Source organism: Mesorhizobium ciceri biovar biserrulae WSM1271, from assembly GCF_000185905.1.
In the GTDB taxonomy this organism is placed as follows: Bacteria; Pseudomonadota; Alphaproteobacteria; order Rhizobiales; family Rhizobiaceae; genus Mesorhizobium; species Mesorhizobium ciceri.
In genome coordinates this window covers 2,667,550-2,690,115 of sequence record NC_014923.1, presented here as the reverse complement: position 1 = coordinate 2,690,115, position 22,566 = coordinate 2,667,550, and the positions used below count along the sequence as shown (strand labels likewise).

At 58.6% G+C, this 22,566-nt stretch carries 15 protein-coding genes and 7 pseudogenes; 5 read left to right on the top strand and 17 right to left on the bottom strand.

Going from position 1 to position 22,566, the window contains the following annotated elements:
* The first annotated feature begins 19 nt into the window (after nucleotides 1-19).
* Nucleotides 20-2,344 carry an alpha/beta hydrolase gene (locus MESCI_RS12925; protein WP_013530387.1) on the top strand — a complete coding sequence of 775 codons (2,325 nt, stop codon included), beginning with the start codon at nucleotides 20-22 and terminating at the stop codon, nucleotides 2,342-2,344.
* Nucleotides 2,345-2,408: 64 nt separating this feature from the next.
* Here the strand turns inward: MESCI_RS12925 and MESCI_RS12920 are convergent.
* The 3 genes and pseudogenes from MESCI_RS12920 to MESCI_RS12910 form a co-directional block, all read right to left on the bottom strand.
* Nucleotides 2,409-3,294, bottom strand: a pseudogene (locus MESCI_RS12920) (IS91 family transposase); the annotation flags it as partial.
* 4 nt (nucleotides 3,295-3,298) lie between these two features.
* Nucleotides 3,299-4,101, bottom strand: a pseudogene (locus tag MESCI_RS12915) (tyrosine-type recombinase/integrase).
* Between the two features lie 258 nt (nucleotides 4,102-4,359).
* Nucleotides 4,360-4,785 (bottom strand): hypothetical protein, encoded by a 426-nt coding sequence (locus tag MESCI_RS12910; RefSeq protein WP_013530386.1) that lies wholly within the window; start codon nucleotides 4,783-4,785, stop codon nucleotides 4,360-4,362.
* Between the two features lie 154 nt (nucleotides 4,786-4,939).
* Here MESCI_RS12910 and MESCI_RS12905 point away from each other — a divergent pair, with 154 nt between their 5' ends.
* The gene (locus MESCI_RS12905) at nucleotides 4,940-6,157 is read left to right on the top strand and encodes a hypothetical protein (protein ID WP_013530385.1); all 1,218 of its coding nucleotides are present in this window, start codon (nucleotides 4,940-4,942) and stop codon (nucleotides 6,155-6,157) included.
* Between the two features lie 461 nt (nucleotides 6,158-6,618).
* On the opposite strand, the gene MESCI_RS12900 is transcribed toward MESCI_RS12905, so the two are convergent.
* The 9 genes and pseudogenes from MESCI_RS12900 to MESCI_RS12855 form a co-directional block, all read right to left on the bottom strand.
* Nucleotides 6,619-6,993 carry a cupredoxin domain-containing protein gene (locus MESCI_RS12900; protein ID WP_013530384.1) on the bottom strand — a complete coding sequence of 125 codons (375 nt, stop codon included), beginning with the start codon at nucleotides 6,991-6,993 and terminating at the stop codon, nucleotides 6,619-6,621.
* Nucleotides 6,994-7,022: 29 nt separating this feature from the next.
* Nucleotides 7,023-9,128, bottom strand: a complete 2,106-nt coding sequence (locus MESCI_RS12895; protein WP_013530383.1) for a multicopper oxidase family protein — start codon at nucleotides 9,126-9,128, stop codon at nucleotides 7,023-7,025.
* Nucleotides 9,129-9,629: 501 nt separating this feature from the next.
* Nucleotides 9,630-10,301 (bottom strand): acyl-homoserine-lactone synthase, encoded by a 672-nt coding sequence (locus MESCI_RS12885; RefSeq protein WP_013530381.1) that lies wholly within the window; start codon nucleotides 10,299-10,301, stop codon nucleotides 9,630-9,632.
* Nucleotides 10,302-10,510: 209 nt separating this feature from the next.
* The gene (locus tag MESCI_RS12880) at nucleotides 10,511-10,873 is read right to left on the bottom strand and encodes a hypothetical protein (protein WP_013530380.1); all 363 of its coding nucleotides are present in this window, start codon (nucleotides 10,871-10,873) and stop codon (nucleotides 10,511-10,513) included.
* Nucleotides 10,874-11,125: 252 nt separating this feature from the next.
* Entirely contained in the window at nucleotides 11,126-11,632 is a 507-nt protein-coding gene (locus tag MESCI_RS12875; protein ID WP_245262964.1) for a hypothetical protein, read from the bottom strand.
* Between the two features lie 95 nt (nucleotides 11,633-11,727).
* Nucleotides 11,728-13,080, bottom strand: a complete 1,353-nt coding sequence (locus MESCI_RS12870) for a tyrosinase family protein (protein WP_245262963.1) — start codon at nucleotides 13,078-13,080, stop codon at nucleotides 11,728-11,730.
* 175 nt (nucleotides 13,081-13,255) lie between these two features.
* Entirely contained in the window at nucleotides 13,256-13,807 is a 552-nt protein-coding gene (locus MESCI_RS12865) for a hypothetical protein (RefSeq protein WP_013530377.1), read from the bottom strand.
* Between the two features lie 95 nt (nucleotides 13,808-13,902).
* A complete protein-coding gene (locus tag MESCI_RS12860; RefSeq protein WP_013530376.1) occupies nucleotides 13,903-14,625 on the bottom strand; it encodes a helix-turn-helix transcriptional regulator in 723 nt (240 codons plus the stop codon).
* A gap of 465 nt (nucleotides 14,626-15,090) precedes the next feature.
* Nucleotides 15,091-15,306, bottom strand: a pseudogene (locus MESCI_RS12855) (transposase); the annotation flags it as partial.
* Nucleotides 15,307-15,548: 242 nt separating this feature from the next.
* Between MESCI_RS12855 and MESCI_RS12850 the strand changes: the two are divergent.
* Nucleotides 15,549-16,784, top strand: a pseudogene (locus MESCI_RS12850) (IS110 family RNA-guided transposase).
* A 303-nt stretch (nucleotides 16,785-17,087) separates the two neighbouring features.
* Here MESCI_RS12850 and MESCI_RS32425 read toward each other — a convergent pair.
* Together MESCI_RS32425 and MESCI_RS12845 are read right to left on the bottom strand one after the other, a co-directional pair.
* Nucleotides 17,088-17,201 (bottom strand): annotated as a pseudogene (locus tag MESCI_RS32425) (transposase); the annotation flags it as partial.
* A 1-nt stretch (nucleotide 17,202) separates the two neighbouring features.
* A pseudogene (locus MESCI_RS12845) lies at nucleotides 17,203-17,409 on the bottom strand (substrate-binding domain-containing protein); the annotation flags it as partial.
* Here MESCI_RS12845 and MESCI_RS33260 point away from each other — a divergent pair.
* Both MESCI_RS33260 and MESCI_RS12835 read left to right on the top strand, forming a co-directional pair.
* Nucleotides 17,393-17,743 (top strand): annotated as a pseudogene (locus MESCI_RS33260) (alanine racemase); the annotation flags it as partial. The pseudogenes MESCI_RS12845 and MESCI_RS33260 sit on opposite strands and share 17 nt — an antisense overlap.
* Before the next feature lie 507 nt (nucleotides 17,744-18,250).
* On the top strand, nucleotides 18,251-18,613 hold the full coding sequence (locus tag MESCI_RS12835) for a helix-turn-helix transcriptional regulator (protein WP_263496090.1): 363 nt from the start codon (nucleotides 18,251-18,253) through the stop codon (nucleotides 18,611-18,613).
* Here the strand turns inward: MESCI_RS12835 and MESCI_RS12830 are convergent.
* The 3 genes from MESCI_RS12830 to MESCI_RS12820 all read right to left on the bottom strand — a co-directional run bounded on the left by MESCI_RS12830 (nucleotide 18,594) and on the right by MESCI_RS12820 (nucleotide 22,444).
* On the bottom strand, nucleotides 18,594-19,847 hold the full coding sequence (locus MESCI_RS12830; RefSeq protein WP_013530374.1) for a tyrosine-type recombinase/integrase: 1,254 nt from the start codon (nucleotides 19,845-19,847) through the stop codon (nucleotides 18,594-18,596). The genes MESCI_RS12835 and MESCI_RS12830 overlap by 20 nt on opposite strands.
* Nucleotides 19,848-20,164: 317 nt before the next feature.
* The gene (gene guaA, locus MESCI_RS12825) at nucleotides 20,165-21,727 is read right to left on the bottom strand and encodes a glutamine-hydrolyzing GMP synthase (RefSeq protein WP_013530373.1); all 1,563 of its coding nucleotides are present in this window, start codon (nucleotides 21,725-21,727) and stop codon (nucleotides 20,165-20,167) included.
* A 48-nt stretch (nucleotides 21,728-21,775) separates the two neighbouring features.
* A complete protein-coding gene (locus MESCI_RS12820; RefSeq protein WP_013530372.1) occupies nucleotides 21,776-22,444 on the bottom strand; it encodes a 5'-methylthioadenosine/S-adenosylhomocysteine nucleosidase in 669 nt (222 codons plus the stop codon).
* Nucleotides 22,445-22,566: the final 122 nt, after the last annotated feature.

Genomic DNA, 22,566 nt, shown 5'->3' with positions numbered 1-22,566 from the left:
GCTTATATGGGAGGCGTCGATGCACGTCTTGAGGCTTGCGATCGTACTGACTTCGACCTTCATCTCTCTTGGCGCTTCAGCGCAAGTCAACACGACGGGAGCGTCTTCAGGAGCCCTAGCAAATTTCAACGGGCAGCCAACTGCACTTCCGCCGTCCGTCCTTGAGCAGCTTTCGACGGTCGATACAGCCGACACCACCGCTAATAAAAATCTCTACCCGCTGCCCGACGCCAACGACCGAAGCCCGCAAAGCATCGACGGTTTAATATTTGGAAACACGCCTTCAGATGTAAAGCAAAACGGTTTCACGATACTCAGGGCGGAGGCTGCGGGAGGAGATCCCGATGCCAAGCTGCGCCTAGGCGCGGCATTGGAATTCGGCCTCGGAACAGACAAAGATCCGTCTGCTGCGTTCATCAACTACCTTGAGGCAGCCAACAAAAACAATGCCGCATCACAATACGCCGTCGGGAGAGCCTATCTCTCAGGCGTTGGAACTGATCCGAACTTCGACCAGTCATTCAAGTGGCTCAACTCCGCATACAAAAATGGGCAGACTGGGGCGGCCTTTGACTTGGCAAAAGCATACCAGTTCGGCCTTGGAACCCCAGAGAATGTTGGCCAAAGCGAAGTATTCTGGGACCAAGCTATTAAGCTCGGCACGGCCGAATCCTACCTTGGATATGCAGATTTTCTGATCGACAAAAAAGCCAAGCCGCCTACGGATAGCACCGTTAAGGACCTCATTTGGAAGGCCGCTGACTTAGGCAACCCGCAGGCGCTATCCGCAGCATTTGGAATTGCGGTGAATGCCGGCGATGCCGAGCAGCAAGACAAATGGATTGGTCTATTGAAGCAGCAAGCCGGCGTTGGCAATCAAGTCGCGTCTCTCAGGCTGGCGGACGCCTATTTGACCCCGCAGAGTGCGAATTTCAGTCCATCTGCGGCTTTCGACCTCTATAAGGCTGCCGCAGCAAACGGGAATGCCTATGCGCAAGCCAAGTATGGCACCTTGCTGCTGCATCAGCCCGCGTTGGATAGTTCGGTTTCACGCAAAGATGCCATTGCTATTTTGAATGAGGCAGCAGCACGAGGCCAGCCGGACGCGCTGCTTGCGCTTGCCGACGTCGCGAAAGAAGCGCGTGACCTGAAATCCGCCTATGCATACGCGACAGCAGCCTCGGAACTGGGTGGGGAAAAATATGCGGAAAAGGCAAATAAATTACAATTGAGTGTATGCGCTGAAATGGTCGACGAAGTATGCCAGCCGGTTCCCGTGTTCTACATTACTAATCGGGCCATACGTACACCGATGCCATTAACCTTCGACAATCGGTTGGCACCAGAGCAATCCATTACCATGGGCCATTCGCTTGTTTCTATCCCGACACAGCGCTCCGTCGACACGGAGCAGCGCCCGATTTGGAAGGTCGTTGCCAGCTATCTTGGCTTTGGTTCTGGAGTAATCGGCAACGCGCAATCGGCGTCTCCAAGCGAGGTCTCCAACTTTCTTTTCGATGGATCGTTGGATAGCTTTCTCGATGCGGTTCAGCAGGCTGGCGTCGACAACGGTCGCAAGAAAGTGATTGTTTTCGTTCATGGCTTTGCGAACACATTTGATGATGCCACCCGAAGGATGGCAATCTTATCCGAGAACGAAAAATACCCTGGAATTCCGATCGTTCTGGATTGGGCGTCAGCGGGCGACGCTACTGTAAGGCTTTCAAGTGCGGACGGCTACAGCGGGTCGGGATATCTCAATGATCTCCAGACGGTTGGATCGAGTTGTCCAGATTTTAAAAGCGTGCTCGAGAAATTGATCGGGAGATTTGGATCCGAAAACGTAACTGTCTTTGCGCACAGCATGGGTGCACAGATGGTCGACTATATATTGGCGGGCTGCCCGAGCTCTTCCGGACGCTGGCCGATGAGCGCAAAGATAGGAAACTTGGTGTTCGCGGCACCCGATGTTGACCTGAACAATTTCGCCAGGCATGTCGATTCATTGCGGTCGGTTGCGGATAGCTTCACGATCTACGTGTCTGCGAACGACATGGCCTTGCGCGCTTCACAGGAGGCCGTCGGTGGAAGGCAGCGCTTGGGCCAAGGTGGTTCCGACCGCTTTGTCGCCGAGAAGATCAACACTATAGATGCCACGAGTGTTGAGACCCCGGGCGCTCAAAATCACTCCTTCGTTTTTGACGTGGCCCAAGTAAAACGAGATCTCTCGGATCTATTCCGAGGGGACACTGATCCAAACAGCCGTGTCTGTCCGAAAGAGATCACCGACGAGCGGCTTCCTTCGCTAAAATACTGGATCATTCAACCGAATTGCACACAGTAGAAGATGAGGCGGGAATTCATTCACACTGTCAGATAGCCTGATCACCCTGTGATGTTGGCTGCAAACGGCGGACGAACTCATCAATCGCGAGCACCATGACCTGCTGGCGGTTGGCGCCGTCACGGCGGTAATCCTTGTAGCGGAAGGTGACGCTGTTCTTGTCGAAGGCGATCAGGCGGCTGTTCGAGATGGCGACCCGGTGCGTGTAGCGCGACAGGTAGGCGAGCACGGCTTCTGGCTCGGCGAAGGGCGCCTTGGCATAGACCACCCAGCGCTTCTTCCGGACCGGCGATAGGTGCCGCAGGAATGCCCGGCGGTCGCCCAGGTGCGCCATCGAACCGAAGAAGCTGAGCCGTCCGGCGTCGTGCAGCGCGTCCAGCCGGGTCAGGAACAGGCGGCGGAACAGCTTGCCCAATACTCTGACGGGGAGAAGGAAGGCCGGCCGCGACGATATCCAGCGTGACCCGTCGGGCGCGATGCCGCCGCCCGGCACGATCATGTGGACATGGGGATGGTGGGTCATTGCCGAGCCCCATGTGTGGAGCACGGCGGTGATGCCGATGCGCGCGCCGAGGTGCTTGGGATCCGCCGCGATCGTCAGCATCGTCTCCGATGCCGCCTTGAACAGCAGTTCATAGACCAGCGTCTTGTTGTGGAACGCGATGACGGCGACCTCGGCGGGCAGCGTGAACACGACGTGGAAGTAGCCGACTGGCAGCAGGTCGGCTTCGCGCTCGGCGAGCCATGTACGCGCGGCCGCGCCCTGGCACTTCGGACAGTGCCGGTTGCGGCAGCTGTTATAGGCGATCCGCCGTTGGCCGCAGTCCGCACAGGCTTCGACATGACCACCCAATGCAGCGGTGCGGCAGTGTTCGATCGCTGACATGACCTTGAGCTGCTGCAGGCTCAGAAGCACGGAAGATATGGGCGACCTCCAGGTCCGCGCGCACCGGTTCAGCCGGGAGGCGTCTTGCCTTCCATCAGCGCCATCAGCCGGTCGAGCGGCCCTGCGACCGCGTGGATCGTCCGGGTCGAGACCTTGGTGTAAAGCGCGGTCGTATCGAGCTTGCTGTGGCCTAGCAGCACTTGGATGACGCGGATGTCGACATCCTGCTCGAGCAGATGGGTGGCAAAGCTGTGCCGCAGCGTATGCGGGCTGACGCGCTTGCGGATGCCTGCGACTTCAGCAGCCTCCTGGACGGCGCGGTGCAGTTGCCGCGACGAGATCGGATCGGTGCAACTGCGCCCCGGGAACAGCCAGCCATGCGGAAGCATCACCCCGCGCCGCTTGCCTTCGCGCCACCACAGCCGCAGCAGTTCCAGAAGTTGCGGCGAGAGCATGGCGTTGCGGTCCCTGCGTCCCTGCCCTGTTCGACGCGGATCAGCATGCGTGTGGCGTCGATATCATCGACCTTCAGGTGCGCGACCTCGGAGACCCGCAGGCCCGCACCATAGGCGACGCCGAGCGCAGCCTTGTACTTGATGCCTGGTGCTGCCTCGAGCAGCCGCGCCGCTTCCTCCACGCTCAGCACATTGGGCAGCTTGCGCGGATAGCGCATGACCACCAGCGCACGCGCCAGTTCCCGCCCCATCAGTGTCACCATGAACAGGAAGCGCAACGCCGAGACCGCACCGTTGATCGTCGCGGGGCCGACACCGTTCTCATGCTGGTGCAACTGGAAGCGCCGGATATCCTGGGGCGTCGCAGTGTCGGGAGCGCGCCCAAGGAATGCAGTAAAGCGCCGGACGTGACGCACGTAATCCTGCTGTGTATGCGGTCCCAGACTCGCATCAGCATGTCTTGCTGCTGTGCAACCCGAGCCGCAGCCGTGCAGTCTTTCCCACTTGGGGGTTACCGCAGCATGGCTTGATCGAGAAAGGGCAGTAGGTCAACCGGCTTGGATGTCTGGCCGGCGGTATAGCGTCCGGGCACGTAACGGACCGACAACCTGTCAAGAACCAAGCCGGGTGTCTGCAGATACGGCGCCAGTTGAACAGCTGGCCGCCGATCAGGTTCAACGTCTAGGGCATGGCGTGTTATCACTGATCTTCCGCCACATGTGGGATTTGCGGTCATAGTAGCAGTCTGTTTCGGGACCGGTATCGCCGCTTGGTATTGCGTCTAGCGCCCGCGTTGAAAAGGCGGCTGTCTGAGCCTGCGCTCGGGCGTAGACCTTGGCCTCTGGATTATTCGGGTGCACAAGATGCAAGCTTACGATTGGGTGACGGTGGTCGCCACAGGTCGCCAGCCCATGGTTCTCAAAGCGGGAAATCAGTTTCTCATCGATTTCGGTCCAGTGTTGGCAGTCACCGACCTCTGAGAACAGCAAGCGAGTACTGTCGGTTGCGTGAAGTTTGACCATACCGGTCAAGACATATTGTGGGCCTTTATCAAGCTCTTCAAACATCGACTTGGCGGAAAACTTCGCCTGCGCAACCATAGACACCATCCCCGATGTTGCCGAAAAGTGATCAATCGCCAGATTCGGTTGCCTGACCCAAAATAAACATAGGTTATGCATCTGCAGTCAGCTTGAACCCCGACCGACTTCACTTGATACTCGCGGCAGTCAAGTGTCAACTAGGGAGGGGACGATGACCAAGGGTATTCCGGATTCCAACTTCTCGTTTTCTGCAGTAGCGCCAACTGTGGCACTATTCGGTCTATTATTGGCCTCTGGATGTGCGGTGGTCGACACGGTCAGCTCGCGGGCGAACACTTTCAACCAGCAGGCCTCTGAGGCCAAGAGCAACAGCATACTGACCAATGTTGTGCGGGCTGCTTACGCTGAACCCTTGCAGTTTACTGAGCTGCAGTCGACGCAGGGTACCGCCCAGGTAAATGGTTCAATCACGACCGGTGTGCCGTTTCCGTTTCGGGGCGGGACAGGCACTCTTCCACTTCAAACCATCACGGGCTCATTCCTGGCTGGAACATCCGCGGCGAACACGTTTGCTGTCGCAAATCTGAGCAGCCAGGAATTCTATCAAGGCATTCAAAAACCAATTCCGCAGCAACTCATACTGGCATATCTCAGCGAGGGCTACGATGCGCGGATATTGCTCAACATCTTCACCTCGGGCATCGAAATCACGCAGAACGGTAAGACGACTTTGGTTGCTAATGACCCCAACTCCAGCGACGATTGGCAGGAGTACTATTCCGTCATCAACATTCTGGCGAAATACAAGCTGGAGGGCGAGAAAGTCAGCGACACGACGCCCGTCGGCATCGACACCTCCCGATCGGTCGCGGGCAGCGCCCAAGTGCAAGCTGCACAGATTGCGCAGCCGGGAGGCGCACCTGGATACGAGGCAGACGGAAGCCGTGTTCGGCTGGTCAAACATGACGCCGGCTATCGGTTCTGCTTCCGCAAACATGCACCCGAAATTCCGTTGCGAGGCCTTGGAATAACGGTCAAGCTGAGCCCGGGTGACTATTGCGGAGCTTCCTCGAAGGAAATAGCCATGAAAAAATCAGGAGACAAGGTTCGGCTACGAACCAGATCGCTGGAGGGAGCCATTCTGTATCTGGGCGCCCTCGTCAGGAATGAGTGGGGGATCGGGAACGCATATGACATCCCCCATACCAGCGGACCTTCGTACACGGTCTTCAAGCTGGGAAAAGGTTATAGCGTCGCCAATCTGGTCAACGTTTGGTACAAAGGGCAGGGCTATGGCATTGCCCGCGACCCCGCAGGCAACATAGACGGTTCAAGTCGGGTGCTCCAACTGCTGACAGATATCCAAAATTTGCAGAGTTCGTCGAAAGACCTTCCGACCCAGAATGTTTACACCTTGCTTGGAGGGTAGAGCTGGTCGACGGGTCACGGAAAGCCAAGGGGCCTAACTGGCTTCGCTGTCAGCCAGGGAGCGAACGTGGTCTGCGCTTGGCGCACACAGGGAGGCGATGATCACTCAGTCGCGTTTGATAGAGTCGCCTCCCCAACTACCGGCATCGCTTCGAAATCGCACCTGTGTGTATTGCGGGCGCCCACTCTCTCCCGACAACAGAACGCGCATCGCGGCTGATTTTTGGAGACACGAACCTGTGCGCTGCAGCGGTTTGGATAATGCAATCTCGACGGCCGTCTTGGCCGGCGCAGGCAGAGCCGCGGAAGAGAAGTCGGGGGATCGACCATCAGCAAAACCCAGACCGCTCGGCGCGATCAGCTCGAAACAGGCTGGTCAGTCCATCGCCAAGGCATCGGCGCTCGGGTACGCCCCCCCGCGGCACGATCGTTTGTGCGGCTGCGGCTCAGAGCCCTGCGCCTTCATTTGACTATTATCGTCCCCTTCATCGTCGGATGAAAATCACAGTGGTAGTGAATAGGGTCGGCTGACGCCTTAATGGTCGTCGAATACTTTTGTTTTGGTTTTAGAGAGTCTGTCCCCTCGAACTTTCCGGTAGAATCCGCGTCCGGCGTCACCGTGTGCTCAAAGGTCGTTTCGTTTGACCACTCCACGGTGTCTCCTGCGGTGATTGTCACCTCTTTGGGGTCAAAACCCATTGAGCCGTCGGCACTCTTTCCGACTTTGATTTGAGTAACTTTTCCGTCGGCAAAAGCTCGTTTTTCGCCAAATGCAGCGGCACTCAATGCCAAAGCACCAATTTGCAAAGCCAAGCGGCGATCGATTTTAGCTGACATGGTAGCGCTTCCTTCCTGGATGTTGATCGTTAGGGGACCACCTCGAATGGCGCCATGAGGCCCGCGTCCTCATGTTTAAGGATGTGGCAGTGATAAACGAATTTACCGATTTGTTCCTGGGCGTCGAAATTCATGACGACAAATACACTTCCGTTTGCAGGAATAGGCAGGGTATCATGCCAAGTAATTGCGCCCTGTCTGTCTTCGTTGCGAATGGAAGCCAATTGTGCGTTGACCGGGGCAACATAGGTCTCGGCGTCAATCCCGTTGGCAGTCAAATCGGCGTTGTTTGCCAGCCGGAACTTCATCTGATGAATATGGAAGTTGTGCAGTTCGGTTGTTGGATTCTTGAGTTCCCAAAGTTGTCCGTGACCGTTGGACAGCTGCACACAGGCATGTTTGGGTCGCCCGTCCGCGCCGCTCCAGTCAACCTCTCCGGCAGAATCTAAATAGGCGTCGAAGCCAACCGGACCAATTCGCGCCGTCTTGTCTGCTGCGAACTGCTGAAGCGGGTAGGTTCCCGCCGGCTGGGGCGGATGCATAAGGTCAGTCTGCACGCGCCAGGTGCCCGGGGTTAGACCTCCCGCAAACATCACACGCCGGTGCTCACGCATGCTCCGGTCGATATCGCGGACGCATCCTGTTGGAAATGCCGGAGCCGGCGCGGTCTCTAAAGCCACAAATAGGTGACGATTGTCCGGGTCGGCGTAAGGCAAGTTCCGGTCGACCGCAACGCGTTCTCCGACGATCTTCGGAGAGGCTTCCAGGATCACTTTGGCCAGCTGGATCTCGGGCCAATTGTCACCGTCACTCTGTGGATCTGATCCGGTGCTGACTGGACCCGTCCTCAGGAAATAGGTTCGTGAGCCGGCCGATTGGCCATCGTTGCGAACGTAAATCTCTGCGCGAGCGGCCGGCATAAGGGTGAGGGTCGACAACTGGACCGCTTTGTTTTCCGAAACCGGTGCGTTTCGCAACAAAGGTTTCCCCGGAACCACGCCGTCCACGCTCAGCAAATCAAACGGCAATAGACTTCCATCTACCGCTGAGACGATCCGAAGGTCGTAGGTTACGTCGGCGCTCAGATTCGCGATGCGCCATAGGCCATTATGGCCAGCACCAATATCAATTGTTGGATACCGCTGTCCGTTTACAGTGAACAGCCAAATATCGTTTGCATCCTTCGGGCTCCGACAAAAACCTTTGCGATCAGTTGTCGCAGGAAGGGGTTGATCGCTCCGCGATGGAGCGCAGTGATTATGGTCTTCGGTGCGAACCCATTGTGCCGGGGCGTCGTCTGAGGCATCGCTTGGATCCACCGAAGTGTTCAGCCGGATGTCCCGGAGCATCAGGTACGAAGTATCCGTCACCGCTCGAAGGTCACTGGTTAGTTTTCCCTCCCTTATCGGGTCTGCGTCACGCACCACCACGTTGGCGTCGCTTGGGCCAATCGACATGACGCCCGACATTCCCCCCGCGACCTGCATCGCCGAGAGGCCATGGATATGAGAATGGTACCAATAAAGTCCGCCGGGGTGCGGTATGGTTCCGGCAGTGCCGTCAAGAATACTCGCGGGCAGAGCAGTTGGTATCTTAATACTGTAGTCGAGCCACTCGCCTCGTCTCAATGAGACGAACACGTTGTCGCCATTCCCATGCGTGGGGTCGGCGGCATTGTTGGGGGACACTATCAGCCCGTGCGTGTGAAGATTGGTAGCTTGCTCCATCTGCATGTCATGCATCATCCCGCCAGCCTGGGATGCCGCTTCAAGAGCGTCCAGGAGGCGAACTCTTAAAGTATCGCCGGCATTGAGCTCCAGGATCGGCGGGAGATAGGTCCCGTTGTAGTTCTCGGTTTCCACTCTATACCCGCCGACCTGAACCGGCGATGTCGTCGCCGTTAAGGCCACAGTCAAGTCGGAATGAACGCTGCCCGGTTCCGAGGGTGCTATCCGGCAGAATGGCAAATTGAGTTGGGATCCGCGGGTGGTGATCGCCGAGCAAATTTGCGGCTGCATCAGCGGACCGGCTTCCGCCCCATCAGCTGTCTTCGCGGCGGTGATAAGGCCGGCCGTCCCGACGAAAGCGGTAAATGCGTAGGCCGTCAAAAAACGGATACCAACCGGGCGCGCCATCTTACCTCACGAACAAGGACATTGGGCCGCAACTGGACAAATGTTTCGGTAAGCCCCGGCGTCCTAGCGGCGCACACTTTTGGGCGCCCACCAAGGGAATGGCCAAGGAAGGGGCATACCTTCGCCAGCGATTGCCTCTTTACTCGGCGCCGCGGCACCGCCGATTTTATCCTCAACCGAGTTTGTGGAGCTGTGAACGCGAACGCCAACCACCCAAGCCGGAACAGGAAACGCCTTCGTGACACCAATCCGCGTGAATACTTGGAGGGCGAGCCCGGTCGGCGGACTGGCAACAAAGTCGAGATCGAGAATACCGTCTGTCGGGGGGACGATGTACATCCAAGGGGCAAGGTCAGGATGCGACCATCCACTTGTCGGCACCCACCCCCTGGCAGATACGGAGATGGCCGGTGGGTTGTCGGGGATTATCATGAGGCCTTCAACGTGCACCTCATCGACAGAATAGACACGCGACATAGCTTCTTCTCCATCTGCTCGTGGTCATTCGCACATTTGCCGATGCTTGGGCTTCGAGAATGCCGTATCGCTTATGAAGGGCATCTGGATCCCTCGTCGAACGATCAGCGAGTGGTCACAACCCAGGATTTTGCGGACACTCGCCAGCGCAGCTTCGTTCACGTCGATATACGCGACGATGTACCACTCACCGTTCTCCTCCTTTGCCATGCCCATGGGGTCTGCCCGCCATTTGAGGGCCCCGTGATGAGGCATGAAGTATGTTTCCTGGACACCGCCGACGGCACTCAAACCCTCGTCAAGTGCGTATTCCATCACCGCGCAGCACAGCTGCGTTAGCGTGCCGCGCAGCCCTGTAGAGCGTTTGTCGGGGACAACGAAAGTCCGAGTCCATTCGGCCCAGTCCGGTCGCCGGGGGACGCCGAACTTCTCGCACATATGAGGAAAAACCTCCGAGACCATGTGCGGCTCGCTCGTTGGGATCAATCGAGCCGATGTCACCACGCGACCGTCTTCGAGACCAAGCAGATAGGTCGCTGCGTCGGTATCAAATTGGTCTCGTTCACGTCCGTCAGGGCTGGGAGGGCGCCAGCACTTCTGATGCACGAAAAAATCGTGCCGCCGGCGTAAAAACTCGTCGAACTCGTGCTCGTAGAGATGCTTGTTTTGGGCGTTTACGACATGAGCCGCTATCATGGCGCCCTCCCTTGGTCGATCTTGCGGAGATAGTTGCAGTCCCTCTAAGATACGTCACCTGTCCGATCGGACAGTTGACGGCGCGCCGGTGACCTCACCGACCTCCTCAAAACTCCCCTTCCAGGGCGACCAACACGTCAATTATAGCCTTAGCGCCGGCGCCCGCACCGACGCCCTCGGACAATCGAAAGCGATAAGGTTTTGCCTGCTCAGATGGCGAATTCCAACTCGGGCGTGCCCTGGCAGATCCTAAAAAGCGTGTGGACATCTACGCTATTGCGTATTCCCACCTTGCTCGCGTCGGGCTTCCACTGCGCCGCCGTGAGCAGGGTTCCCTGTTGACACAAATCGATACCGTCACTGGCAGTGCCCGTTACCGTGCCGTATGTGTTGGCCGTTGGTTTTGGTGTTGCACGTGTGATGTTGTAGAGTTTGTCGCCGTCCTTCATCACAATGCATCCGTTTTCAACGCCCGCTTCCGCGCATCCTGTGACGGTCACTTGCTGCGCTGCGGCCGCGAATGCGATACCCATTGACACTGCGGTACAAGAAGTGAAGAGGCCCCGTTTCATCTCGCCCTCCTGATACGATTGTCATTTATTCTAGCAGCGCTTGCCGCGGGCGGGCAATTCGGCCCATCGCCCGTTAGATACTTGCAGCCCAGCTAATATGAGTCACCTGCCCGATCGGACAGTTGACTCAACCTGCGCCCTTGGCCCTTGGGCCCTTGGTGGCCAAGCGCCCTGACAACTGCGAGGACAAAATTGGGACCTCAGCCAGCATCCTAGCCGGCGTGCCGATGCCATCGTCGTGGCACCAGAAGCTCAGCTTAGAATGTCGACGGCAAGAATCTCGATTGCCGAATTGATTGGGGCGGATTTATCAGTCGACAAAACAATTCCAACAATGGCAGCTTTCGGCGGATTCGGAGATTCCCAAGCTGGCAATGAGAGAAACACCTCTTTTTTTTCGCCCACGCTCAGGGGTTTGAAGAATGCCGACCCAGCTGCGTCCGGCAAAACCGCATCCGTTGCAATAGGAGCATTGTCAAGCGTCTTGTCGGTCAGTTGCACCTGGAGCAGCAATTGCTCTTCTGGATCGACCCTAAGTGGCCGCAGGCTCACCTTTATCGTGATTACTCCCGACGTCAGGACTTTTGCCCCGACCTCTCTTAGCGGAACTACAACGGCGTGGCGGGCGCTTGCGATGTTCGGTCCCAAAAGATCAACGCCATCCACAGTAGTCTCAGAAACCACCTGACCCTTAAGCGGGCAAGCCAGGTCTGAACGAACGCCCGCGACCAAGGCTGCAGATGATATCAGCACCATCATTCCCAAGGCGCGACAACTAACCCAAGGATGCAAGACATCTGGGCATTTCGACCGCAGTAGCATGACCTTCATACGCGCCACGATTCGGGCTGAAATCAGGCCGACAGGATCGTAACGCCCTTAAAGGGGATACGAGTGTCCGCGGGAACGCCCTCGGCGACAGGAACAGCCATTAACTGGACTTTGAACCCGTTCCCCGCCAGACGACCTTGCGACGCGACACTCCGCAAGGCGTCAGTCAAGTCGATGTAGACATTCCTTGGGCCGCCGTGATGCCCATGCGGTCCCCCGGGCCCAAAGAAGCTAAACACTCCCGCACAGAGTTTGTCGTCGGAAGGCGTCTCGGGCGTGAGATAAGGGCAATTCACGAATACGCCAACTGCAATATCGGTGTTTTGAGGAGTCTCAACGCCCTCTAAACGCGCAACGATGCGGCTCGGCTCGATTGCCTTTAAAGATGTTTCCGGCGCATGAAACACGCGTACTTCTGAAAGGGCCTGCACCAAATCGGTCACCTTCACATCGACTGCCCTTTCGATGTTTGGTAGCGCAGGACCTGGCGAGGCACCTGATCCTATGGAGGCAGGGGTGGTCAAATTTAGCTTCGCCATCATCGAGTTGCCGCCAGCGTCGAATTTTTGCAGATCGAGCTTCTCGGAAATTTGTCCGATGACCGTCGGCTCGATTGTATCGTAGATGTAGTCGAACGATCCTAGCGATAGCGCGCCTGTCGATGTTTTACTGCCGACAGGCTTGCCATCCGCGTCATAGAAGCTGTCAGGATATGTGTTCTTAGGATCGTCAGATGTGTTTCCGGTAACCTGCCACTCGGCCCAAATGCGATCGATATTGCAATGGTGGAGCCAAAATATGGGGTCAAGCGAAGACATCCCGCTGCCCATATGGCCCCTCGCCCCGTGCAGAGATCCCACGGCGACATGGGCGTTGCCGTGCGGTTGCCCCTCGAGCAGGCCTGTGAATATTTCGAAATCGGATTGGCCGCGAATACTGTCCAGAGTCGTTTTCAGAAACGAGTTGGCGAATTGCGGGATCGACGTCATGGTTTGAGCTCGGGCGATTCCCCGCGCACCGATAGTCGTAACCCTACCCGGCCCCCAATTGTCAGACTGCTCGTTCGATTGGTCGTTCCATTGGACCACATTGAGTTTCGGAAGGTCGAAGAAGGGATCTGGAACTTTGCTCTTGCTCTCCTCCCAGTCCCAGTAGGCCAAGGCAAAATCAGGCTTGCCGATCAGCTTTGAACAAATCTGCTCAAAGTACGAAACATACCATCGATGCCAGTGCGTGAAGTCGGAAACGCCATGCGTGCAGTGGCGTATGTGGATCAGCGCCTGATTTCGCCAGTTGCGTTGGTCGCTCACCGGCAGCTGATGCATAGCCTCGACAGCTTGCGCATAATCGGAAAAAAATGGGTCGGTCGGGGCCATGGTGGATGCATTTCGGCGGACGCGCGCCGCCGCTGACCAAGCTGGTCGATAACGGAGAATTGCCGGCGCCGCCAAACCAACTGTCGTGACCGCTAGAAAACTGCGACGAGTGAGCATCGTGTGACCCCCTATGATTTGATTGCAATGGATCTCATGAATTCGTACCGATCAGCCTTCACTGTTGGACCGCTATGAACGATGCTACATAACCGGCAGGTGCTCCGTTGTGCGGCTTGGCCCTTATGACGCTCCCGACCAATGCAGGCACCTGTCCGACGCCTTGCGGCCACGAGTGCGCCAAATATCCGAAGTAGTCGTACTCCCAGTCCTGAGTGCCGGTACCAGGCCGCCCTATTCCTACGATTTGAACCGTCAAGGGAGCGCCGGATGCAGCTGGTTGGACGCTTCCATGGAGATCCAAGCCACCGCCATTCCAGTCGATCGTTCCGTTGAGTGTGTTGTCGGCAGAAACATCAAACGTAAAAATAGCTTCCGCAAAGAACAGACCGAGAGCGGTCTGGTCGTTGTCGGTTACGAGATTCTTGTTGTTATGGAAGCTTCGGTACGTCCACTTGCCCGTGATTTCCTGAGGCGTATTCGGCGCTGCAGCTAGCGTGCCAATTCCAATACCCACGCTCATGCAAATCGCCAACATCAAGCGCCAAAATGCAATGCGCGGTGAACTGCCGCGCCAGGCACTAGGGTCGACAAGGTAAGCGGCGATCATTGCGTGTCCCTCATTGCGTGTCCCCCGGCTGGTCTCACGATTATTTGCAGCTGACCGGGACTGCGTCACCTGTCCGATGGGACAGTTGACGCAAATTAGGGATGGATCATGCGCCTGCGCACTGCCTCAACGATAGCTTGGGTGGTCGTTGCGACGCCGAAAGCTTCGCGTGCACGTGTCGCGTGCCACTTAACGGTGCGCTCCGCCAGACCCAGAATTTGCGATGTTTCGGATGATGTCTTACCAGCAGCGGCCCACAAGAGCACTTCCTTCTCGCGCTCGGTGAGCAGCCCTTCCTCGACCTCATCGCCGTGCGACAATGCCTGGATCGCCATACCCGCGTAGACCGCCATTGTGACCAGTTGCACCTCCTCGCGCGGAGAGAGAGCGCAGACCTTTGCTGAGGACGCAAACGACAGGACTGATTGCCAGTGGTGCACGCTTAGCATGGGCACCGCAAAACCACTCGATATGCCAAACTCAGTGGCCTCACCTGCAACACGTCGTGAGCCTTTCGTGTCGGACCACTTTGCCGGCACGTCGGCCCACAGAAATGGCTTCAGTGTCTTTGCCGAATAGATGCAAACTCCATCAACTGCCGCGTGTTCAGCTTCTACGTAGCGTTTGAACCAGCCTTCGGGCCACCCATTGAGTTCGACCATCGGCGCGAGCTTCTGTCCGCCAAGCGGAACACCACTGAGAATGAGGTGCTCGAATCCGAGATTTCGCACTGTTAGGAGCACGTCATCCAGGAGGGGGCCAGGTGCCGTGTGCGCTCTGCAACGCTCGACGAATTCGAATACATCCGAATCGATCATCGCTCCCACCCCGCGTTATCCACGCATCCAACTAATTTAGTTGACGCGAAGATACTATCATTCACGCGCGTTTTCCTCGCAACACTTAAATCGTTTAATAGTAGCGCGTTGATCGTTTCTCCTAATCAAGTGCTCGGCGATCTGGTCGTTCGGCGGCACTCTTGGCCGAGTCTTCCGCCAACTTCGGACCTTCGGAAGGCGTTGGGTCATTTTGGACTTCCGAGCAGATGCTTGTTATGCGCGACTTGAACGATAGCGCATCTACGTCGGCGTAAGCGGAATAACTGCTTCGCGCCACATGTCAGTGTTGTCTCGCACGTCGCAGGCCAACAAAAGCATTCGTCAATCAATCCGCTTGCCCGTCCCCGGCCAGGGATCAGCTGGAAGATGTTGACGGATCGTGTCCCAGGGAGTGGTGTAGCTGACGGCTTGGTCGCCGCGCTCTCCGGCATGGGGCCGGGCTGATCAGCGTGCCACGGCTGGCAAGCTGATGAGGGGATCATCGCTCATTTGGCTGATGGTTTCCAGCGTCATGTATCTGGCCCGCTGCACGGCCCATTCATCGTTCTGTTCGAGCAGGATTGCGCCGACGAAACGGACGATGGCGTCGTCGTTTGTGAAGATGCCAACGACCTCCGTCCTGCGCTTGATCTCGCCGTTGAGGTGCTCGATGGAATTTGTAACCGGTAGGATCATGACGGTGCCATCCGATCCCCGCTGGAGATGATCGATTTTCGGCGTATGGTGCGACCATCCGGGACAGGGGCACCGGGAGCGCGCCAAGTGCGGGCAGGCCGGTGTATTCGATGAGCGAGCTTGCGTTAGAAGCTGGCCGCCCATGCGACCTGCCCGGTTGCGCCGAGAGCGCGGATCCGTAAGGTGTCGCGTCGCCCGTCGGCTCCCGACTGTTTGAGGAGGAGTCGATGAGGCGCGTGATTGGAATGGACATCCACCGCACCTTTTGCGGAGGTGGTGGTTTGGGAAGATGGCCAACTGCGCCATCACGGACGGGTCGACATGGCCCGGTCGGGACTGGAAGGGTTCGGCCGCAGTTTGCGAAGGACGGATGAGATTGTCGTCGAGGCTACGGGCAACGCCATGGCGGTGGTGCGGGTTCTGTCGCCCTATGTCGGGCGGGTGATTGTCGCCAACCCGATGCAGGTGAAGGCGATCGCCCATGCCAGGATCAAGACCGACAAGATCGATGCCGGGGTTCTGGCGCAGCTCCATGCCAGCGGCTTTCTGCCGGAGGTCTGGGTTCCCGATGAGCGCACTGAGCGGCTTCGCCGCCTCGTCGCGCGGCGCAACCAGGTCGTGCGGCATCGCACGCGCGTGAAGAACGAGGTGCATGGCATCCTGCAGGCGCACCTCGTGCCGAAGTGCCCGCATGCCGATCTGTTCAACCGTCGGGGTCGCGCCTGGCTCGAGCGGCAGGTGCTTCCCGACGACGAGCGGGCCGCTATCGCTCGCCACATCCGCGAGATCGACCGCCTGGCCGAGGATCTGGCTGACCTTGATCGGGAGATCGCCCAGGAAGCGGTTGATGATGTGCAAGTCCGGCGGCTTCAGACGATCACCGGCGTGAACGCCATCGTCGCGAGTGGTATCATCGCCGCCGTCGGCGACATCTGGCGGTTCCGCGAACCGCAGAAGCTTGTGAGCTATTTCGCCATCAATCCTTGTGTGCGTCAATCCGGTCTTGGCTTGGCGCAATATGGCCGGATCAGCAAACATGGGCGTTCCCATGCCCGCGCCATGCTGGTCGAGGCCGCCTGGGCGGCGGCGAAGGCGCCCGGACCGCTCAGAGCTTTCTTCCTGCGCATACGCAACAAGCGCGGCCATCAGGTCACAGCCGTGGCGCTCGCCCGCAAGCTCGCCGTGTTGATCTGGCATCTGCTGACAAAGGAGCAGGACTACTTCTGGGCTCATCCGGCGCTGGTGGCGGCAAAGCAGAGGCAGCTCGCTCTCAAGGCTGCGCGCCAGGCGAGCGCGGTGTCGGTCGCCGCGTTTCGGCTTACGCCTACAACGTGAAGGAGTTGCGAAACAGCGAGAAAGCCTCGGCCGAGAACGCCGAACGTGCCTACGAGCTGATGGTTCGGCATTGGCGGTCACGAGGGCCGAAGCGGCGCACGGACGCCACAAACGAGGAACGACTATAACGGCTGCGTGGCGGCACTCTCATCCTCTCGCACCACTCTTTGCCACGTGGTCGTCCGTGCCGGACAAATATAGCACAAGGAAATGTGGCGGCACGACCGACGCCTCGGTCCGCTCCAGAATGGCGCCCTGCTCGACGCCGTCAAGGCGTGGCCTGGAAACCTCGCAGCCGGCCGTGGCGCCAATCGCACCGGCCAGCCTTGACTGCGTCTCGACACGCTCGCACGGGAAATCCTGTAGGCGGGGGCGAAAAAACAGCTCACCTGAAGCCGAACAAAGAAACGCACAGGAGAGCCGAAATCACGCTTGTCGATGTCATCCGTCGAGTGCAGCTTGGCGCGATGTTCCTTCGGGAAGGTCATGTAGGCCAGCACGTCGGGCTCGGCGTCGTCCATGATTGTCGCCAGCTTCGGCACCTTCGGCCATCGCCTGGCCGGCGGCGGTGCGGCCACCGATGGAGCCAGCGCCGTCGATCACCTTGACCTCCCAACCGATCGCCTTTGCCGCTTCCTCCACGCCGGTGGTGACACCCAGAATGCCTCCGTTCTTGAGATCGCCGGCGAGCACGACGATCGTCTTGCCCGGCTGGGCCTTCGGACCGCTGGTCGGGTCTGGCGAGGACAGCAAGTTCGGCCTGCATCCGAACGCACTGCTGCCCTTCGTGGAGACTCTCGATCAGCTTCCACGTCTCCGGCCATGCGGGTTGATGACACTTGCGCTGTTTTCCTCCGACACGGCCAAGGTGCGGCCTTGCTTCATTCTGCTGCGCCGGCTGCGGGACAAGCCGTGAAGTACAACGCCGCGCTGACCGGGCTCTCCATGGGCATGACCGGAGACTTCGACCATCGAGGAAGGCGCCACTGTCGTGCGCGTCGGTCAGGCTATCTTCGGCAAGCGGCCGACGCCTGACGGCCTCTACTGGCCCAGTTTCGCCCCCACGGATCGAGGAATTGAACCATGATTTTTCGCAAACCGCCTGTCTGCTTTTCCGATCACCCCCGCCGATCGTTCCGGCCGGGTCGAGATTTACGCGGCAGGGAAACTGGTCAGCCGCCTGGTCGCGGCTGAGGTCGCCTCGTCGGGCCTGCCAGCCCACGCAATCACGCGACGCAAGCGGCCTTTCTGATCGTACTGCGTAAGCTTATGGCCAGTTGGGCGGATTTCGACATCGCCGCCGCGCATTACTCCTATGGCTACAACCTGCTTTGCATTGCGCATCAGGGCAAGCTGGTCTCAAATTCGATCTTCGGGGCATAGCACTCCGCCGATGTCCAGGGTGTGTTCGCCGTCCGCTCAATCGCGTGATGGATGTCGCCGCACTCGGTGTGCTCGTGAGCAAGACCTAGGCTTGCCGACCATCGCAAAGCTCGCCGGTTGGTAAAGGAGACGATATGATCGTAGTTTAGAGCTATGCTCAGATTGGAGCAGATGCGCGATCATTGGCCCGAAGGAGCCCTTCGGTAGGCAAATGGTCAAACGCCAGAAGCAACCTCAACGCGAAAGTTGCCAGGGCATAGAGGCCGCGCCAGCGGACCGCCCCCTTCCGGTTCTATCGCACATTGAGGCGCGACGGATTGTGCGAACTGTTCGCCGCTCGCAATTGCGAGAGATCGTTCCATTGTCGGACACGACCATTTATGAAATGGAACAACGAGGCGAGTTCCCCCGACGGTTCAATCTTACCCCCCGCTGCGTCGTTTGGGACCTGGGAGAAGTCGAAGCGTGGATTCAGGAACGGCGGAACGCGTCCTCTGCTGGTTCGCTCGAACTGGCCCCGGGACCAGACGTGCGGTCGCGGAAGACGAGACCCGTCAAATGGGATCGAGGATGACGGCCGCCCCGGAAATCGGCTGCAGTGTGGGTGCGTGTTTATTGCCAGCCGCCCACGCTTCAATCATGTCGGCCCATTCCTGCAGCATGTGGCGCCGCTGCGGTTCGTATTCCGCCTTGTTATAGACGCCGCGGGAGGAGCGACTGTCTTCGTGGGCAAGGCATTTTTCGATCCAGTCGCGATTGAATCCGATCTCGTTTAGGAGCGTGGAGCCGGTCCGACGTAAATCGTGCACCGTAAAGGGAGCAAGCGGCAGGTCTTGTTTTTTTGCGCAGTCCACAATCGCCATGGTAATCCGATTGAAAGTCGCGCGCGACATAGGCTCATCGGCGTCATAGCGAGATGGAAGCACGTATCGAGAGTTCGCAGCGCAAGTCTTGAGCGCAATCATAATGTCGAGGGACTGGCGGGACAGGTAGACGTTGTGGGGCTTCTTCCGCTTCATTCGCTCTTTGGGAATGCTCCATACCGCGTTCTCGAAGTCTACCTCATCCCACGTCGCGCCCAGAAGCTCACTTTTCCGAACCATCGTGAGCAGGATCAGCTTTAGGCCCAGCCGAATGGTTGGCAAAGTCGGCACACTTTCCAACTCCTTCAGCATGATTCGAATTTCTGCGGGTGACAACGCCCGGTCTTTCGCCTCGAACGTGGCTATCGACGCCGGTCCTACCTCGTCCGCCGGATTGGCGATCCTCTCGCCGTGCAGAATGGCATAACCATAGACCTGTTTAACAATATCCCGGACATGAATGGCCGTTGCTGGTGCGCCACGGTCCCTGACTTTTGCGCAGAGCGCCCGCAAGTCGTCCGACGTGATTTCTGTCAGGAGTCTTTTATCCCAAATCGGCAAGATGTCTCGATCGAAGACGGCTTTGCGCATCGAGCGCGTGCTGTCCGCCATCTTCGCCTCTTTAAACCATACTCTGCCGGCATCGCCGAACGTAGCCGTCGCAGACAGGCGCCGCTTGTCACGCTGCTTTTCCTGGGCAGGCGATTTTCCGGTTGCCACCATTTTTCGTGCGGCAAGACAGCGGTCACGCGCCTCTGCTAGCGAAATGCCTCCCTCACCATAGCGGCCCAGCGTCACCGTCTCTCGCCGACCATTCACTCGGTAGTCGTATCGGAACGATATTCGCCCTGTGGGAGCCACGGTCGCGTACATACCGTCACGATCAGCAACCTTGTATATTTTATCTTTTGATTTCAGCTTCTTAAGTGCGATGTCTGTGAGCATAGGAGGAGACGAACTGGCGTAACTAGGATTGTGAAATGCCTAACTTTACCGTCACTGGTTTTACCGTCAAGGCTATGTGAGAGCCCATTGGATTCAATGCCTTGCCTCGAGAGATGCCAACAGGCTTGAGTCCGGCCGCAGTGACGGTATCAGTCTGCAGCAACGATGACGCGAAAAGGAATGCCGTCAGATCTACCGCCAAATAATTCCGCTTAGGGGCGATAGTCAGCGATAGACATAGAGACGAAAGCAGATCAAACTCATAGGCTTAATGAAGCTTCCTCGATAGTCGCCGAATGCTGGCGAACGACCGAGCTTTATTCCCACTCGATTGTTCCAGGCGGCTTCGACGTCACGTCGTAGACGACGCGGTTGATGCCGCGGACTTCGTTGATGATGCGGGTGGCAGCAGCCCCCAGGAAGGCCATGTCGTAGTGGTAGAAATCCGCCGTCATGCCGTCGACCGAGGTGACGGCGCGCAGCGCGCAGACGAACTCGTAGGTGCGGCCGTCGCCCATCACGCCGACCGTCTGCACCGGCAGCAGCACGGCGAATGCCTGCCAGATGGCATCGTAGAGGCCGGCCTTGCGGATCTCGTCGAGATAGATGGCGTCGGCTTCGCGCAGGATCTCCAGCTTTTCGCGGGTGATGCCGCCGGGGCAGCGGATGGCAAGACCCGGGCCGGGGAATGGATGGCGGCCGATGAAACTCTCGGGCAGGCCAAGCTCCTTGCCCAGCGCCCTGACCTCGTCCTTGAACAGCTCGCGCAGCGGCTCGACCAGCTGCATGTTCATGCGCGCCGGCAGGCCGCCGACATTGTGGTGCGACTTGATCGTCACCGACGGGCCGCCGGTGAAGGAGACACTTTCGATCACGTCGGGGTAGAGCGTGCCTTGCGCCAGGAATTCGGCGCCGCCGAGTTTCTTGGCCTCTTCCTCGAACACCTCGATGAACAGCCGGCCTATGGTCTTGCGTTTTTTCTCCGGATCCGACTCGCCCTCGAGGGCGTCGATGAAACGGTCCGACGCGTTGACCAGAATGAGCGGCAAATTGTAGTGCTCACGGAACATCGCCACCACGCCCGCGGCCTCGTCCTTGCGCATCAGGCCGTGGTCGACAAGGATGCAGGTCAGTTGGTCGCCGACCGCTTCGTGGATCAACAGCGCGGCAACGGAGGAATCGACGCCGCCCGACAGCGCGCAGATGACCTTGCCCTTGCCGACCTGCTTGCGGATCGCCTCGACCGCGTGCTCGCGGTAGGCGCGCATGGTCCAGTCGCCCTCGATGCCGGCGATGTTGTGGACGAAGTTCCTGAGCAGCCGGGCACCGTCGGGCGTATGCACCACCTCGGGGTGGAACATGATGCCGTACATCTTGCGCTCGATGTTGCCGAAGATGGCGAAGGGCGAGCCCTCCGATTTGCCGAACACCTCGAAGCCGTCGGGCAAGGAGATGACGCGGTCGCCATGGCTCATCCACACCTGGTGGCGCTGGCCGGGCGCCCACAGGCCCTCGAACAGCGGGCTGTCCTTCTGGATCTCGACGAAGGCGCGGCCGAATTCGCGATGGTCGGAGCTTTCGGCGACGCCGCCCATCTGCACGCACATGGCCATCTGGCCGTAACAGATGCCGAGCACCGGCACGCCGGCGTCGAAGACGATCTGCGGCGCGCGCGGACTGCCTATATCGCCGGTCGAAGCCGGGCCGCCGGACAGGATCACGGCTTTCGGATTGATGCGCTTGAATGCCGCTTCGGCCGACTGGAACGGCACGATCTCGGAAAACACGCCGGCCTCGCGGATGCGGCGGGCGATGAGCTGGGTGAACTGGCTGCCGAAATCGACAATCAGGACGGTGTCGGGATGATTGGCTGTTTTCATGGCGAGCGTTTAGAGAAAGAAACGAGTCGACGCAATGGGTTGCGAGTTTCAGAGCGGTCTGGCGTCTTCATGCGGCGAATCTTTCAGAAGCGTGCCCGAACCGATGGCCTGTTCGAGCCGCATGACGGCCTCCGCCAGCTTCTCATCGATGACTTCAAGATATTCGGTCCAGTCGCCGACATGCCTGAGATCCGCCGCCCCGTCGGAAATGCCGCGCAGCCCGATCAGCGGAATGTCGAACAACTGGCAGGCGCGCAGGCAGGCGAAGGTCTCCATGTCGACCATGTCGGCGTTGACAGCATCATAGGCCGCACCGGTGATGATCGCGCCGCCGGTCGATAGCGTCGCCTGCTTGATATCAGGTATCTTGAAGGGCAATGGCACGGTCACCGGCAGGTCGAGGAAGGGTGTGGCACCCTTCTCGAAGCCGAGCGGCGAAGCGTCGATGTCACGGTAGCTGACCGAAACCGCCTGGTAGATTCCCGTCTGCTCCAGCGTCCGGCTGCCGGCTGAGCCGAGCGACACGACGAGGTCGGGCAGGGTTTTTTGCGACTTCAGCCAGGAGAGTTCAGCGCCTAGCCTGACGCCGGCCTCGACCGGACCGACACCTGTCATCAATGGCGTGAACAGCTGCTTGAGATGCGGACCGTATTCGGCCTGCGCCGCCATGACGAAGAGGACGTCCTTGCCCGACAGGCGGCGAATTTTATCGGTCATGATGATTTGCTCCTCTCCGCCCGATCACCTGCTTATCTGCGCCGCCGCTCGCCGGGACCCGCTGCCTCCGGCAGCTCCCGGCGTCCGTGGCCTTTCATCGTGCCACCGGCACGATGAATTCG